Consider the following 14,510-nt stretch of genomic DNA (forward strand, 5'->3'; position numbering starts at 1 on the left):
AGCCTATGAAACCGAAGGATATAACCGCCGCAGTGAAAGGATGGGCCGACGCCGCCCTGGCGTACCTGAAGGGAAAGGGGACGCAGCTGGAGCCCGCGAAGCGGCGCACCGTGCAGCTGGGCCTCTACATCGTCATCATCCTGCTCATCAACCTGGTGAGCGTCACCATGAATTTCCGGTGCGACCTCACCCGGAACCACACCTTCTCCCTGTCGCAGCGGAGCAGGGATATCGTGTCGAACCTGAAGGAAAATTTAAAAATCAAGGTGCTCTTTTCCCGGGACCTCCCGGCACAGCACACGTCGATCTACCGCTACCTGAAGGACATCCTCGAGGAGTACGACTACTACGGCAACGAGTATTTCAGCTACGAGATCGTGGGCGAGAAGGACCTGGAAAAGAGCGCCAACGATTACGGCATCAGGCCGGTGCAGAGCCAGGAATTCGAGAACGACCAGGTCAAGGTGCGCAGGACCTACATGGCCCTGGTCATCCAGCAGTCGGACATCGTGGAGAAGATCGAGGCCGTCACCGAGCCGACCGGCCTCGAGTACAGCATCACGTCGCTCATAGAGAAGATGTCGAGCAAGATAGACGGCCTTCTCAGCCTCAAGCAGCCGGTCCAGGTGATGCTTTTCATGGATGGCTCCCTCAAGGGCCTTCCCATCGACGGGATCGACACGCTCAAGGACAAGGTGAAGGAGGCGGTGGATAAGTGCAACGCCGCCAATTACGACAAGCTCCGGCTCCAGTACGTCGACCCCTCGGCGGACAAGGAGGCGGCCAGGATCGCCGCGCAGTACGGCGTCCTGAAGCTCACCTGGAAGGCCGGCCTCGACAGGAACGGGGCGATGATACCGGCCGGCGAGGGATACCTGGGGATCGTGCTGAAGACCCAGAAGAAGGCGGAGCTCATCGAGCTTTCCGTGGCGCCGACCCTCCTGGGGAAGAACGTCATCACGGGTATCGACAAGCTCCAGGACCGGATCAACAACGCAGTGGGCGCACTGGTGAGCTCCAATCCCCGCATCGGCTACATCACCGGCCACGGCGAGGTGGAGCTGAACGACCAGCAGTCGCCGCAGGGCGGCGCCATCCTGAAGCAGGTCCTCTCGGACGTGTACGAGATCCAGAGCGTCGACCTCACGAAGGACGACATCCCCGCGGACCTGGGGCTCATCATGATCAACGGGCCGCGGAAGGAGTTCACCGAAGCGGAGCTCTTCAAGATCGACCAGTTCCTCATGAAGGGGAAGAGCGCTATCTTTTTTCTTGATTCGTACAACGAGATCAACATGGGCCAGCAGAACATGTTCGGCCGCCAGCCGATGGTGCTCCCGGTCAGGACCGGCCTTGAACCGCTCCTGGCGGGCTACGGCATAAACCTCAATAAAAATATCGTCCTTGACACGAGCTGCGCCAAGGCCCCCGTCGGAGGGGCGGTCAGGGACATCTACTACGTCCCCATCATCCGGAAATCAGGATTCAACAAGGACGTGGGCATAACGAAATACCTGAAGGGAGCGGCCTTCATCAAGGCCTCCTCGATCGATGTCGACGCCAACAAGGTCAAGGCGCTGAAGCTCGATCGGTATGACCTGGTGTCGTCATCCGACGAGAGCTGGCAGATGGCGGACCAGGTCAACTTCAACCCCTTCCTGATGGCGCCGCCCGAGAACAAGGAGGGGATGAGGAAGTACACCCTCGCGGTGCTCCTGTCGGGCAAATTCGACAGCCACTTCAAGGGCCGGGAGGTCCCGAAGGAGACCGACCCGAAAAAGGCCCAGGTGAAAACGGAGAATATCAGCGTCGGCAAGGCGGACAGGACCACGCCGGCCGGCACCACCAGGGTGATCGTGGTTGGCTCGTCCGAGATAACCCGCTCCGGCTTTCTCATGAACTCGAAGCGGATCATCTCCAGCGCCATGTCACAGGCCGATGAGCAGGACAAGGTCTTCTCCAACGGTTTTTTCATCCACAGCATGGCCGATTACCTGCTGGGCAATTCGTACATACCCGAAATGAGCAGCAAGAGCCTCGATTACAACCCCCTGGACAAGATCGGCGACGGAACCAAGATCATACTCAAGGCGCTCAATATCGGCGGCGTTCCCGTGCTGGTCGTGATCGCGGGCCTTGTCATCTGGAAGCGGCGGCTGCGGCGCAGGAAGGGCATACAGGAGCGTTTTTCCCGGGAGGCGGGCAATGAATAAGAAGATCATCATCAGCGTTTCCATCATCGCCGTCCTCATCCTGTACATCATCATCGCCAACGTGAGGCGTTCGCCGGACGCGCCGGACCTGCCGGTAATCGACGCGAAGGCCGACGAAATACTCATCAACCGCGAGGCCGGCGTCATCAGGCTCTACAAAAAGGACGGGAAATGGGTGACGGGCGACAAGGCCTTCCCGGCAGACCTGAAGCAGGTCGAGGAGATCGAAAAGCGCTTCAAGGAGATGCGGCTCACGGATCTCATTTCGTCGAAGGGATATTACTCCCGGTACGACCTGACGCCGGACAAGTACGTCGAGGTCATGCTGAAGAAGGGCGAAACCATTCTCCGGCGCTTCAAGATAGGCAAGAAGGGCCCGACGAACCGCCACACCTTCGTGAAGATCGACGACCGCCCCGAGGTGTTCCTGGCCGAGGGGACCTTCGAGATCGTCCTGAACAAGACCCAGGACGACTTCCGGGACAGGGAGATCATAAAGATCAGGCGCGACGCGGTATCGGCCTTCACCGTGGAATACCAGGGCATGGCCTTCGCCTTTTCGAGGACGAAGGAGGCGAAGGCCGCCGGCAAGAAAGCGGATAAAAAGGACGCGAAGAAGCCCCAGGAGCCGGCCTGGGGACCCTGGACCTGCCGGGGTTACGAAACCGTCAAGCTCAACGACCCCATGGTGGACAACCTGATCCAGGCCCTGGAGCCGCTGCGGGCGTCCTCGTTCCCGGATATGCCCAAGGAGGCCCTGACGCAGAAGGTGTGCACGGTGCAGGTCAAGGCCAACGGCAAGGATATCATACTCACCATGTACCGGAACAACGACAAGTACGCCGCCGCGGCCTCCGACTATCCCTACGTATTCGAAGTGGACAAGTATGTGGTCGAGAGGTTCTTCATCACCGGGTTGGACAAGTTCAGGGCGGCGGCGAAGCAATAATCATATAACCCCGCCCCACCGGCGGGGGCGCGCTGCAGTGACCGCAGGGGTCACTGTGACGTGAATGCGCCGACCTGCGAGTTGAGGCCGTCTGCCAGCTCCTTCACCCTGTTCGACTGCGAGAGCAGGTCCTCGGCCTCCTGTGAGTTCTTCTGCGTGATCTCGTTCACCGATGATATGGATTTGACGATCTCTGCCACCGCGGTCTTCTGCTCCTCGGTGGATATCATGATCTCGTCCGAGCGGGTCCTTACCCGCCCGGCGTCGGCGTTGACGTCGGAGCTGATCCCCTGCTGGAGGGACATGTAGCGGTTGATGTCGCCGATCATCCCGCTTATCTCGTTCACTCCCTTGATGATGCTGCTCATGACGGAAACCGTTGAATTCATGTTCGACATCCCCTTGGAAATCTCGCCGGTGTTTATCTTTATCAGCGAGTCGATGTCCTTGAGGCTCGACGCGGTCTGGTCGGCCAGCTTCGATATCTCGTCCGCCACCACCGCGAAGCCCCTTCCCGCGTCACCCGCGCGGGCCGCCTCGATGGCCGCGTTCAGCGACAGGAGGTTGATCTTGTCGGAAATATCGTTGATGATCCCGATGATGTCGGTCATCGTGCCGGAGCTCTCGCCTATCTTCCCCATGCCCTCGCTCATGGACTTGATCGAGTTTTCCCCGGCGGTGGCCAGCGACGATATCTGCACCGCCAGGCCGCTGGCGTCCCCGACCCGTTTGCCCATATCCCCCATGGTCCGCGAGAGGCTATCGAACTTCTCCATCAGCTCCTTCAGGTTCCGCACCTGCAGGTCCGCGCTGTCGGCGATGCTGTCGCTGCTCCCCGAGACCTCCTCAACGGTGGCCATGATCTCCTCGGCTGCCGACGCCTGGCCCTGGGAATTCTCGGAAAACACCAGGGACGCCCGCGACAGCCTATCCGAAGCCTCGGCCAGGGTGCCGGCCGAGGCGCTCACCGTCGCGAGGAGACGGGAGACCTCCTGGTACTGCTCGTCCTTCTTCCTGGTGTCTTCCTCGGATTTCCGTATGGCCCCTTCCGTGATGGAAAGGATCAGCTGCGCCAACAGAAATATCAGCACCAGGGAAAAGGTGCTGTCGATCACGCCGGCCTTGGCGGCTCCCAGGCTAATCGGGTCGAGTCGCTCCCTCACCATGACGAAGAAGGAGATGTCAGCGGCTATGAAAAGGAGGGAGATGATCCATATCACCCGGCGACTGCAGAAGGCGGTGGCCACTACCATGGTGGCGGCCATGAAATAGATGTAGCTGGTGTAGCCGTTCTCGGGGGAAAACCGCAGCTTCGACATGAGGCCGCCGGAAAGAGCGATGGATATTACGAAAACCATGATGTTCGCGGCCAGGTTGTACCTGCCGCTGCGCAGCATGATCAGGGACAGCACGGTGGCAATGAAGACCACCGCCACCGTGAGGCTGGCATGCCTGATGATGCTGTCGTCCAAAATGACAAAGAACGCGACGATCAGCAGCGGCAGCAGGGAGCCCAGCGCCAGCAGCAGGTACAACAGCGTCTGCGATTTTCTTCGAATGAGGTAGGAGGAATCCGCATACCTCCGGAGGAAATATGATCTGATCGATTTCATAGCCGTTACCACGCCCCTTCTTTACTCGGACCCACCCGGGTGCCCGCCAGGGTGTTCCTGCGCAGTGATGATGGCACGTTGTATCATCCCCCGTCAAATACAAATCGAGTGATGAAAACCCGTGTCGGCGTCAACCTGATCCTGAGAATTCGGGCCGGGGGGCCTCTGAAAATGCCCTATTTGTATTGACAAAATAGCATTTTTGAGCGATTGTTACATTTCTTCTCCATGGGAACGGCGCGTCGAAAGGTGCGCCCGCCGCGGGGAACAACTTGTTATAATCAGGTACCGGTGAATGGAACAGTCAAATAATTCAGGCAACGGCAACGGCAATGCGGGCAATGCCCCTGAGACAGGGCAGCTGATTATCGCGAAAGAGATCCTGCCCGAAATTCTTTCAATAATTCCCATATCGCACCGCCCCATCTTCCCCGGCATGATGATCCCCATCGTGCTGACCGGGGATTTCATGATAGACACGGCCAACAAGATCCTCGAGTCGGACAACAAGGTCGGCGGCGTGGTGCTGGCCAGGGATCTCCGCGAGGGACTGCCCCGCTCCGAGGACATGTACACGGTCGGCGTGGCGGTGAAGGTCCTCCGGGTGACGCCCATCGACGAGAAGACCATCCAGATGATGATCAACGCCCTGGGCCGCTTCACCCAGAAGAAGGTGCTCCAGGACAGCCCCCTGATCCAGTGGCAGGTGGATCACCATACCGAGGAGGACTACACCGGCTCGGAGGTGATGAAGGCCTACTCCAAGGCGATCATCTCATCTGTGAAGGACCTGATCAAGTCCAACTCCCTCTTCCAGGAGGAGCTGAAACTCTTCCTCAACCGCTTCACCGTGGAGGACCCGGGGAAGCTCGCCGATTTCGTCGCCTCCATGACCTCCGCCGACGCGGCCGAGGTGCAGGATATCCTGGAGACCTTCGACGTGCGCAAGCGCGTCGAGAAGGTCCTGGTGCTCATGAAAAAGGAGATCGAGCTCTCCAAACTGCAGGAGAAGATCACCAAGCAGATCGAGCAGCGCATCTCCAAGCAGCAGAAGGAGTTCTTCCTCAGGGAGCAGCTCAAGGAGATCAAGAAGGAGCTGGGCCTGGAGAAGGACGAAAAGACCACCGAGATCGAGCAGTTCGAGGATCGCATCAAGAAGCTCAAGCTCACCGAGGAGGCGGCCAGGAAGATCGACGAGGAGATGAACAAGCTGAAGCTCCTGGAGCCCCATTCGGCCGAGTACGGCGTGGCGCGCAATTACCTCGACTGGCTCACCACGCTGCCCTGGGGCGTGTATTCCACCGACAATTACGACATCAAGAAGGCGAAAAAGATACTGGACCGGGACCATTACGGCCTCGACGACATCAAGGACCGGATCCTGGAGTTCATCAGCACCGGCAAGATGAAGGGAAACATCACCGGCTCCATCATATGCTTCGTGGGCCCTCCGGGCGTGGGAAAGACCTCCATCGGCAAGTCCGTGGCCGAGGCGCTCAACCGCAAGTTCTTCCGCTTCTCCCTGGGCGGGATGCGCGACGAGGCCGAGATCAAGGGCCACCGCCGCACCTACATCGGCGCCATGCCGGGCAAGATCATCCAGAGCCTGAAGACCGTGGGCGTGGCCAACCCCGTCATCATGCTCGACGAGATCGACAAGATCGGCGCGAGCTTCCAGGGCGACCCGGCCTCGGCGCTCCTGGAGGTGCTGGACCCGGAGCAGAACTCGAACTTCCTCGACCACTACATCGACCTCCGCTTCGACCTGTCGAACATCCTCTTCATCGCCACGGCGAACCAGATGGACACCATACCGGCGCCGCTCCTCGACCGCATGGAGGTGATGAAGCTCTCCGGCTACATCCAGGAGGAGAAGGTGCAGATCGCCACGCGCTACCTGGTGCCGAAGCAGCTCATGGCGCACGGCCTGAAGAAGGGCGATGTCGATATCGACAAGGCGAGCCTCCGCATGATCATCCACGGCTACGCCCGGGAGGCCGGCGTCCGGAGCCTGGAGAACAACATCAAGAGGATCATGCGCAAATCGACGCGGCGCTTCGCCGAGGGGAACACCAAGAAGATCAAGATCTCGCCGAAGAGCCTTCCCGATTTCCTGGGGAACCCGCGCTTCACCGACGAGTCGCTCTATGACAAGAAAATGGCCGGCGTGGTCATGGGTCTGGCCTGGACCAGCATGGGCGGCGCCACCCTCTACATAGAGGCCACGGCCGTTCCGTCGAAGATGAAGGGCTTCAAGCAGACGGGCCAGCTGGGCGACGTGATGAAGGAGTCGTCGGAGATCGCCTACACCTACGTGAGCTCGCGGGTGAGGGACTACGGCATAAAGGAGAATTTCTTCAACGAGAACATGATCCACCTCCACGTGCCGGCAGGCGCGACCCCGAAGGACGGCCCCTCGGCCGGCATCACCATGGCCACGGCGCTCTACTCCCTGGCGAAGAACAGGCCTATCAAGCTCCACATCGCCATGACCGGCGAGCTCACCATCACCGGTAAGGTGCTTCCCATCGGCGGGGTGAAGGAGAAGACCATCGCGGCCAAGCGCGCCGGGGTGAAGACCATCATCTTCCCCTTCGAGAACAAGAAAGATTACGACGAGCTGCCGAAGTACATCGTGAAGGGCCTGAAGGTGCATTTCGTGAACTACTTCGACGAGGTCCTGAAGATCGTGTTCTGAGAGCGCCGGGGGATTTCGCCGCCCCGGAGGCGGGCCCGACGCCGGTCTCATAAAATAAAATTGACAACCGGACACGGATCGGCTATTACATGGACCGTATGTCCCATGGACGGCCCAACACCGTGCGATGGGGCATTGCGCGGCGAAAAAATGTTCAATCAAGGAGAAAAAATATGAATCGGGTCAAATATGCAATTGTTCCACTGTGCGGCCTCGCGCTGCTTATCGGGTCCATAGTTTTTGCCAAGGCAAAGCCGACCATCGCGGTCATGGACTTCAAGAATAAAACCGCCTATGGCGGGTATCAGCTGGGCAGCGGGGCTGCCGACATGCTCACAACGCAGCTTTTCAAGACCAGAAAGTTCAGCGTGGTCGAGCGGGACAAGCTGAAAAGCCTTATGAAGGAACAGGAAATCGGCGCCACCGGCCTTGTTGACAAGAAGGCCGCCGAGATCGGCAAGCTGATCGGCGCGGAATACCTGGTCGTCGGTTCGGTCACGGAATACGGCGTGTCCCGGAGCAAGGGCGGCGCCATGGGCATTTCCGGCACCAAAACCGAATACAGGACCACGGTGGACGTTCGCATCATAAACGCAGCCACCGGCGAGGTCGTTTTCGCCGATTCGGGGAGCGGATCCGAAAGCTCCTCCAGCGCCAATGTTTTCGGCATAGGCGGCGGTGACACCACGTCATTCGACGAGAAAAAAGCCCAGGAATCGATGCGGAAAGCCCTGATAGATGTGTGTGATAAGATCAAAAAGGAAGAGATAAAAGACTGATTGCGGTTGTCAGGATCGCTGATGATAACAGGAGGCCGTCTCCCTGAAGGGGGCGGCCTTTTTTATAGGTCTCCCATGAATCATTCAGCCCCCGTCCCGGCAATCGGTCGAATCATTCGGCGCGATGCCCAAGGAGGGCCCCTCGGCCGGTATCACGCCACGGTGCTTTAGCAGCCGGCGGAACGCCGGCTACGAACCCTGGGCCTCGGCCAGCTCTTCCGCGCGGGTTTCATCTTCCTTGATGGTTGCCGGGCTGCGCCAGAGGAGGGACCCGTCAGGGGCGAGGATGCGGAAATTATCAAAGCCCCTGTCGCACAGGTGTATCTCCCCGTTTTCCGCCACAGACATATGCTCCATGTCCGTACCCAGGGAAGAGCTGTTTTCCCCGGCATGGGGTCCTGCCAGCACCTTGAACGATCCGTCCGGGCTTATCCTGCCCACATGGGAAAAGTTGAGGTCATTGATTGTCTCGGAATGGTCAAAGAGAACGTATACACTTCCGTCTCCGGACACGCCGCAATCCTGTATCTTCTCAACGCCTGCACAATCGGGTTTGACGATTCCCCGCAGCGCGCCTTCCCGGTCAAAGCTGGCAAAGCGTCCCGTCTCGCGTTCGATGAAATAAAGGGCGCCCTTCGGCCCGCCCTCTATCCAGGCCCCGTCCGGAGGCCTGGCAGGCCGGTCCTTGAGTTCATCCCATTCCACTCGTTTTTTGGGCAGGTCCCCGTCATCGCCGCCGGGCCAGAGCCGTACGCGTTTCCCGGTCGGATCAAAGCGCCGCAGGGCGTAATTGTCGTCTTCCCAGCAGCGGTACACCAGGAGGGTCCCGTCAGTCGAGGCGGCGATGCCCTCGTGGTCCACTGCGGTGGTGAAGTCCGGTTTGTTTTTCTTCTTTTTGATGGTGGCCATGACAGCGCCGGTATCCGCCCGGAAGGCCTGGACGATGTCCTTTTCCCGGTCAAGGACCCATAGCAGGTTCTGCTCCGAAGCGTAGAGGAGCCGCGCGTAATCGTCCAGGGGGATCTTCTTGTTAAGCCAGCGGAAACCGCCGCTCCGGTCAGCGCGGCCGATGCGTCCCTCTGAATTTTCCTCCCATAGGAGGGCGGTGTCGCCGCCGGGCAGGGCCGCCAGGTCGATGAAATCGTCGATTTCCCCGGGAAGCATCGCCGCGGCTTCGCCCGTGTCGAGAAGGATATACCAGGGGTGCGCGGCAACGGCGGGATACAGACGCACCCATATGTCGTCCGGCACGAGGAGGTCCTGCCCGCAGTGGGTGCATTTGACCGTACGGCTCGATCCGTCAAGGGGCAGGGGGCCGCCGCAGTGATAGCAGCGCATGCCGACTCCTTCAGGGGACCCGGCGATGATGCCGCTTCCGTCCGGCGCAGTCTCTCCCACGAGAAGGACCGCGAAGGGCGCCACTGCGCCGAACCAGGGTGGCGGCACGCGCACGCTCGAGACCGCGCCGCAGGCGCCGCACGAGAATTTCGCGTCCCCCTCCTTTGCGAGGGCAAAAAGGCTCTCCAGGGAGAGAAAGGCCCCGCAGCCACCGCAGCGGGGAGCCAGGTTGCCGAAGGTCAGCCTGACGCCGCCCAGGACCGCGTTCATAATCGTGGCCCAGGAGTCCGTTTCCGGCTCCATGTCGCCCGCCTCGACGATTCTTCCGGCTATTAAGAATTCCCACACGTTAAGGGGGGTGGGCGCCTCCCGCCAGCACCTGGAGCAGAGGGTGGTCTCCGACGCCTGGTTTACCGGAAGGGGATTTTTGCAATGGGGGCACTCCGAAGTAAAGGTAATGCCTACGCTTTTCAGTGCCATTGGCTTCTCCTCATGCTGATGTATTTGCAGGTTGCGCCCATCCTGCAGCATGTCCTGATAAGAGATGAACAGCCGCGGCGGCCCTCACCGTATGAAGGCCTTGCCGCTTTTCAGCAATACCCCGATTTTTTTCCCGTCCGGCGTCTTTATGATCCTGTTCTCGATGACGACCTGGTCATCCCTGAATTCGAGCTGCCCCAGGAGCCCTACGAGGGTGTAGTCGGGGTCGTCGGAATGCTTCGCGTTCGCCACAAATCCCGCTTCAGGCGTGACGATGCCTATAAACTCGTCCCCGGCGGCATACTTCCGCACCTTGCCGGTGGAGAGGTTCAATCCCGCCAGGTCGCCGTTTTTCAGCCTTTCTTCATTTTGAAAGAATTCCGCGTAATCGGCGCCCTCGGTCCTGTGGACCGCGTACCTCTCATCGCTGCTGCCGCAGAATGGATTGTCCGGTTTATCCATCGTCGTGCCTCCGTTGTTACGATTTATCATGCCTTCATTCAGGCAGAACAGGTTTCCCGCCCTTTGCGGCCGCCTCGATCGCTTTCGCCGCGGTTATCATGTCTTCCAGGAGCGGCTCGATGTCGCCCGGCTTCAGATAGCGCAGCGGCATCAAGGGAGCCTCCGCGTGGCCCGGCGCGAGATGGACGGCGAGGCTCGACCAGTCGAGCTTCAGCATGGCCAGCCTGTCCCAGCGGCCCAGGAGCCAGAGTAGCGGCGACATCATCGTTTCAAGAAACTCGGGCGATTGTTCCATTTTTTTCAGAATGGCCGGGCTTGCGTACCTGATGGGAAATGCGTTATCAAAAAGATCATCGCCGGTGGAGAAGCGGAAAAGCCCCTCGGGCGGGTAGCCGGGCGGCTCCGTTTTAAGGTAAAAGGGCGAGTCGTCTAGATCGACTTCGATGGCATAATCGTCGTCCGGGGAAATTTCTATATCCCTTCCCCGGTATACGGCATTGATCAGTCCCATGGACAGGGTGTATTCCGCCGCCTCATGCTTCCAGCCATGCTTTTCGGCCAGCCTGGTCATGGCCCTTTTACATCTTCCGGGCGTGCCGAACCAGTAGCCTATGTGCATGTGAAGGGCCCCCAAGACAGTCACGATCAAAAACACCGCGATGCCGATCACGCGTATCACAACCGTAATTATCTCTTCAATCTGCTCCTTGCCGTACCCCGTCAATTTCATGGCGATGGCGACGAAGAGGATGATAAGAATTATCGACGCGACCCCGGCTGCAAAAATTTTCAGCCAGGACGTCTTCCGGGCGGCCTTCCGCTTGGGCTTCCATCGCTTGACGGCGGCCTTTTCGTCCTTTTCATCCTTTCTTCTCCGCTCGGCGGATAGCCTGGCGGCAGTTTTTCCCTCGAAGCGGACGAACCACTGCGCCGTTCCCTTTGCCGGGTGAAGCCTGGTCCAGACGACGTCCGGAATATAGACGTCGACGCTGCAGTAGCCGCACGTCAGGATGCGCTTGCTTTCTTCCGTTACCTTCAGGGCGCCGCCGCACTGGGGGCAGGTCATTACGACGGGGGTCGGGGAGCTTTCATCGGGTTTTGCGAGAGGCTTTTCCCCGCCGGTTGTCTCCCTTTGGGGCGACAGGCACTGCGTCGCCGATGGTACGATCTCTATGAGCCAGGGCGGCGCCGGATACGCGTCTATTGAGGCGCCGCATGTTTCGCACGAAATCGATCTGTCGGCATCGGCGTCAAATTCGGGCAGCGCCGTCCCGCAGCCGGCGCATTTGGGCCTGAGAGCCCAGAATTTGTATTTATACGTGCCGGCCCCTGACATGAGAGTGGCGGCCCTTCCCTCTCCGGCGTCAAGACTTTCGCCTTCGTTTTCGAATTCATTGAGGAAGCCGCCGATAATGTCCGGGGGTATTGCGATCGGTTTGTGGCAGCCGGCGCAGATTATCCGCCGGAGCGGCCCGTTTACCGGCGCGGGCTGTCCGCAGTTGCCGCAGGTCGTGCTTAATTCAAAACAACCGTATCGTGGCATTGATCGTTTTCCCTCCTTGTCTCATGTCGGTAAGACCTTGGTTGGCCGGAAAACTAAACGCGTACCGGCCGCGGCGGGTGTCATTCTTTGTTTATGTGCGGAGTAAGTAACACAAGAAGTAATCCCATCGCGGCGGGCGGATTACTTCTTGTAATAAGGGGATTAAATCGCCTTATTCTTGGATTTCTTTTTCTTTGCCGTTTCAATTTCCTTTGTAATTCTATTGTACTCATATAAAGGCATTTCCTTAAAACCTTGTTTTTTTAAAAAACGTTCCGCCTCTTTGAGAGTCAAACTACCTTTGTTATTCTTTTTCATGTCTTTTATAAACCTCAATATATTCAGCGTATTTATATTGATAAATCAAAATCGCATGATTTAAACCTGTCTTATTGTCTAATTGATAATATATGATAGTCCTGATTTTTTGTCCATCTTTATTAAATATGTCTTCATGGACATTTCCGTGCGCAGTGTCAAATCGTCTCACTTCATGCCATCTATTATTATTAAAATATAGTAGTTTAACAACAAAGGATAATACCTGTTTGTTCCTGGTGTTTATATTTACAATTATTTGAATATGCGAATCTATGAAGATATAATATGTTTTTTTTATTCAGTAACCTGCATGCAATTGGCCGCCGGCGTCTCATGTCGCGCCTATATGTCATACGAACGGGAAATGCATGTTGTGAAAAAATTTTGAAATATCATGTAGGCCCGGTCTCGATACCCCGCCTTCTTTTTGACAAACCTATCGGGCGTCTGTCTGAGGCGAGTCCCGCGAAGCGGGCGAGCCGAGTTACGCCCATAGCCCCCGCCGGCGAGGCGGCGCGGGGGGAGGGATTTAAAGGGCCGCCTTTATTTCGACATCCTGTCGAGTGGCGGCAGGCGAACATCCTGTTCGCTCGATGGGCTGGCCGCGGTGCCACCCCCTCCCTTTAAAATATTATTCAACCCCGTCCCAGCAATAGGTGCAGACTTTGTCTTTCGGAAGGCCGATGGCTTCCACCAGGTCCTCCAGCTTCTGGTACTGCAGTGTCGTGAGGCCCAGGCGGAGGCGGATCCGCTCCACCATGGCACAGTACCGGTCCCCCTTGCCGGAGGCGTATTCTTCAAGATGCGCGTCATCAGTGCCTTCCAGCTCCTTGATGGCAAGGCGGCCCGCCAGGTCCAGGGCGGACCGGGAACGCGAAAAATTCAGAAACTTGCACCCGTACACCAGGGGCGGGCAGGCGGGCCGCATGTGGACCTCCCTGGCGCCATAGTCGTATAGCCTCTGTATGGTGTCCTTCAGCTGGGTGCCGCGGACGATGGAATCGTCGCTGAAGAGGATGCGTTTCCCGTGGATCAGCTCCCGCACCGGGATGAGCTTCATTTTTGCCACCAGGTCCCGGATCGCCTGGTCCTGGGGCATGAAGCTCCGGGGCCAGGTGGGTGTGTATTTCACAAAGGGGCGCTGGTACGGCTTTTTCGACTCGTTGGCGTACCCGATGGCGTGGGCCACGCCGGAATCGGGAATGCCCGCCACCACGTCGATGGGGGTCGTATCATTTTTCGCCAGGGCGGCGCCGCAGCGGTTCCGCACCGCCTCCACGTTGATGTTCTCGTAGCATGAGGGCGGATACCCGTAATAGACCCAGAGGAAGGAGCATATCTGCATGCGGCCACCGGGCTCCTTCACGGTTTTGACGCCCTCCTCGGTCATGAGGACGATCTCCCCGGGCCCAAGGTATTTCACGGTCTCGTAATCCAGGTTGGGGAAGGAGCAGGTCTCGAAAGCCGCGGCATGGGCGCCCGGCTTTTTTCCGATCACGATGGGGGTCCGGCCCAGGCGGTCCCGGGCGGCGTAGATGCCGCCATGGGTAAGGAGCAGGATTGAGCAGGATCCTTCGATCGATTCCTGGGCGCGGGTGATGCCGTCCACGAAATTCGCCTCCTGGTTGATGAGGGTGGCCACCAGCTCCGTGGGATTGATCTCGCCGCCGCTCATCTCGGAGAAGTGCGTAGTGCGCTTGCCGTAGGCCGCTTTTATCAGCGCTTCGAAATTCTTTATGACGCCGACCGTGACGATGGAATAGGCGCCGAGGTGCGAGTTGATGATGAGGGGCTGGTCCTCGAAGTCGCTGATGACGCCGATCCCCCTGCGGCCCCTGAACTTGGGCAGATCATCGTCGAATTTTGACCGGAACGGCGCGTTGGAAATGTCATGGATGCTTCGCTTGAAGCCGTTATCCCCCAGAACCGCCATGCCCCCCCGCTTGGTGCCGAGGTGGGAATGATAATCGGTCCCGAAAAAAAGGTCGCTCACGCAGTCGTCCTTGGAAACAACACCGAAAAATCCGCCCATAGAAGATACTCCATTTATGGTTTATTGATTACAGGGGAGGGGATATTGTCCCGGCGTCCCGGTACAGTTCTTGCCGATTCGC

General features: G+C 58.5%; 10 protein-coding genes. 4 read left to right on the top strand and 6 right to left on the bottom strand.

Translation table 11 applies throughout. The features are described from left to right. Positions 1–5: 5 nt before the first annotated feature. Both KA369_17665 and KA369_17670 read left to right on the top strand, forming a co-directional pair. Positions 6–2,213, top strand: a complete 2,208-nt coding sequence (locus KA369_17665) for a Gldg family protein (GenBank protein MBP7737814.1) — start codon at positions 6–8, stop codon at positions 2,211–2,213. Continuing rightward, positions 2,206–3,162 carry a DUF4340 domain-containing protein gene (locus KA369_17670; protein ID MBP7737815.1) on the top strand — a complete coding sequence of 319 codons (957 nt, stop codon included), beginning with the start codon at positions 2,206–2,208 and terminating at the stop codon, positions 3,160–3,162. Before KA369_17665 ends, KA369_17670 begins: the two co-directional genes overlap by 8 nt. 50 nt (positions 3,163–3,212) lie before the next feature. Here the strand turns inward: KA369_17670 and KA369_17675 are convergent, their stop codons facing one another. After that, on the bottom strand, positions 3,213–4,775 hold the full coding sequence (locus KA369_17675; protein ID MBP7737816.1) for a hypothetical protein: 1,563 nt from the start codon (positions 4,773–4,775) through the stop codon (positions 3,213–3,215). Positions 4,776–5,070: 295 nt separating this feature from the next. On the opposite strand from KA369_17675, the gene lon reads away from it, so the two are divergent. Both lon and KA369_17685 read left to right on the top strand, forming a co-directional pair. After that, positions 5,071–7,473, top strand: coding sequence for an endopeptidase La (gene lon / locus KA369_17680; protein MBP7737817.1), 2,403 nt, complete (start codon positions 5,071–5,073; stop codon positions 7,471–7,473). Positions 7,474–7,646: 173 nt separating this feature from the next. Then, positions 7,647–8,252 (top strand): hypothetical protein, encoded by a 606-nt coding sequence (locus KA369_17685; protein ID MBP7737818.1) that lies wholly within the window; start codon positions 7,647–7,649, stop codon positions 8,250–8,252. A gap of 189 nt (positions 8,253–8,441) precedes the next feature. Here the strand turns inward: KA369_17685 and KA369_17690 are convergent, their stop codons facing one another. From KA369_17690 to KA369_17710, 5 genes are all read right to left on the bottom strand, one after another. Then, positions 8,442–10,070 carry a hypothetical protein gene (locus KA369_17690; protein ID MBP7737819.1) on the bottom strand — a complete coding sequence of 543 codons (1,629 nt, stop codon included), beginning with the start codon at positions 10,068–10,070 and terminating at the stop codon, positions 8,442–8,444. 84 nt (positions 10,071–10,154) lie between these two features. Then, positions 10,155–10,532 (bottom strand): hypothetical protein, encoded by a 378-nt coding sequence (locus KA369_17695; protein ID MBP7737820.1) that lies wholly within the window; start codon positions 10,530–10,532, stop codon positions 10,155–10,157. A gap of 34 nt (positions 10,533–10,566) precedes the next feature. After that, on the bottom strand, positions 10,567–12,075 hold the full coding sequence (locus KA369_17700; protein ID MBP7737821.1) for a hypothetical protein: 1,509 nt from the start codon (positions 12,073–12,075) through the stop codon (positions 10,567–10,569). Between the two features lie 162 nt (positions 12,076–12,237). Next, positions 12,238–12,393 (bottom strand): hypothetical protein, encoded by a 156-nt coding sequence (locus KA369_17705; GenBank protein ID MBP7737822.1) that lies wholly within the window; start codon positions 12,391–12,393, stop codon positions 12,238–12,240. A 634-nt stretch (positions 12,394–13,027) separates the two neighbouring features. Beyond that, positions 13,028–14,428 carry an amidophosphoribosyltransferase gene (locus KA369_17710; protein MBP7737823.1) on the bottom strand — a complete coding sequence of 467 codons (1,401 nt, stop codon included), beginning with the start codon at positions 14,426–14,428 and terminating at the stop codon, positions 13,028–13,030. Positions 14,429–14,510: the final 82 nt, after the last annotated feature.

This window comes from Spirochaetota bacterium, assembly GCA_017999915.1.
Lineage (GTDB): Bacteria > Spirochaetota > UBA4802 > UBA4802 > UBA5550 > RBG-16-49-21.

Excerpts from the sequence above, each read along its gene's own strand:
- KA369_17685 (MBP7737818.1), top strand. The coding sequence starts at position 7,647 with ATGAATCGGGTCAAATATGCAATTGTTCCACTGTGCGGCCTCGCGCTG.
- KA369_17675 (MBP7737816.1), bottom strand. The coding sequence starts at position 4,775 with ATGAAATCGATCAGATCATATTTCCTCCGGAGGTATGCGGATTCCTCC.
- KA369_17670 (MBP7737815.1), top strand. The coding sequence starts at position 2,206 with ATGAATAAGAAGATCATCATCAGCGTTTCCATCATCGCCGTCCTCATC.
- KA369_17700 (MBP7737821.1), bottom strand. The coding sequence starts at position 12,075 with ATGCCACGATACGGTTGTTTTGAATTAAGCACGACCTGCGGCAACTGC.
- KA369_17705 (MBP7737822.1), bottom strand. The coding sequence starts at position 12,393 with ATGAAAAAGAATAACAAAGGTAGTTTGACTCTCAAAGAGGCGGAACGT.
- KA369_17665 (MBP7737814.1), top strand. The coding sequence starts at position 6 with ATGAAACCGAAGGATATAACCGCCGCAGTGAAAGGATGGGCCGACGCC.
- KA369_17690 (MBP7737819.1), bottom strand. The coding sequence starts at position 10,070 with ATGGCACTGAAAAGCGTAGGCATTACCTTTACTTCGGAGTGCCCCCAT.
- KA369_17710 (MBP7737823.1), bottom strand. The coding sequence starts at position 14,428 with ATGGGCGGATTTTTCGGTGTTGTTTCCAAGGACGACTGCGTGAGCGAC.
- lon (MBP7737817.1), top strand. The coding sequence starts at position 5,071 with ATGGAACAGTCAAATAATTCAGGCAACGGCAACGGCAATGCGGGCAAT.
- KA369_17695 (MBP7737820.1), bottom strand. The coding sequence starts at position 10,532 with ATGGATAAACCGGACAATCCATTCTGCGGCAGCAGCGATGAGAGGTAC.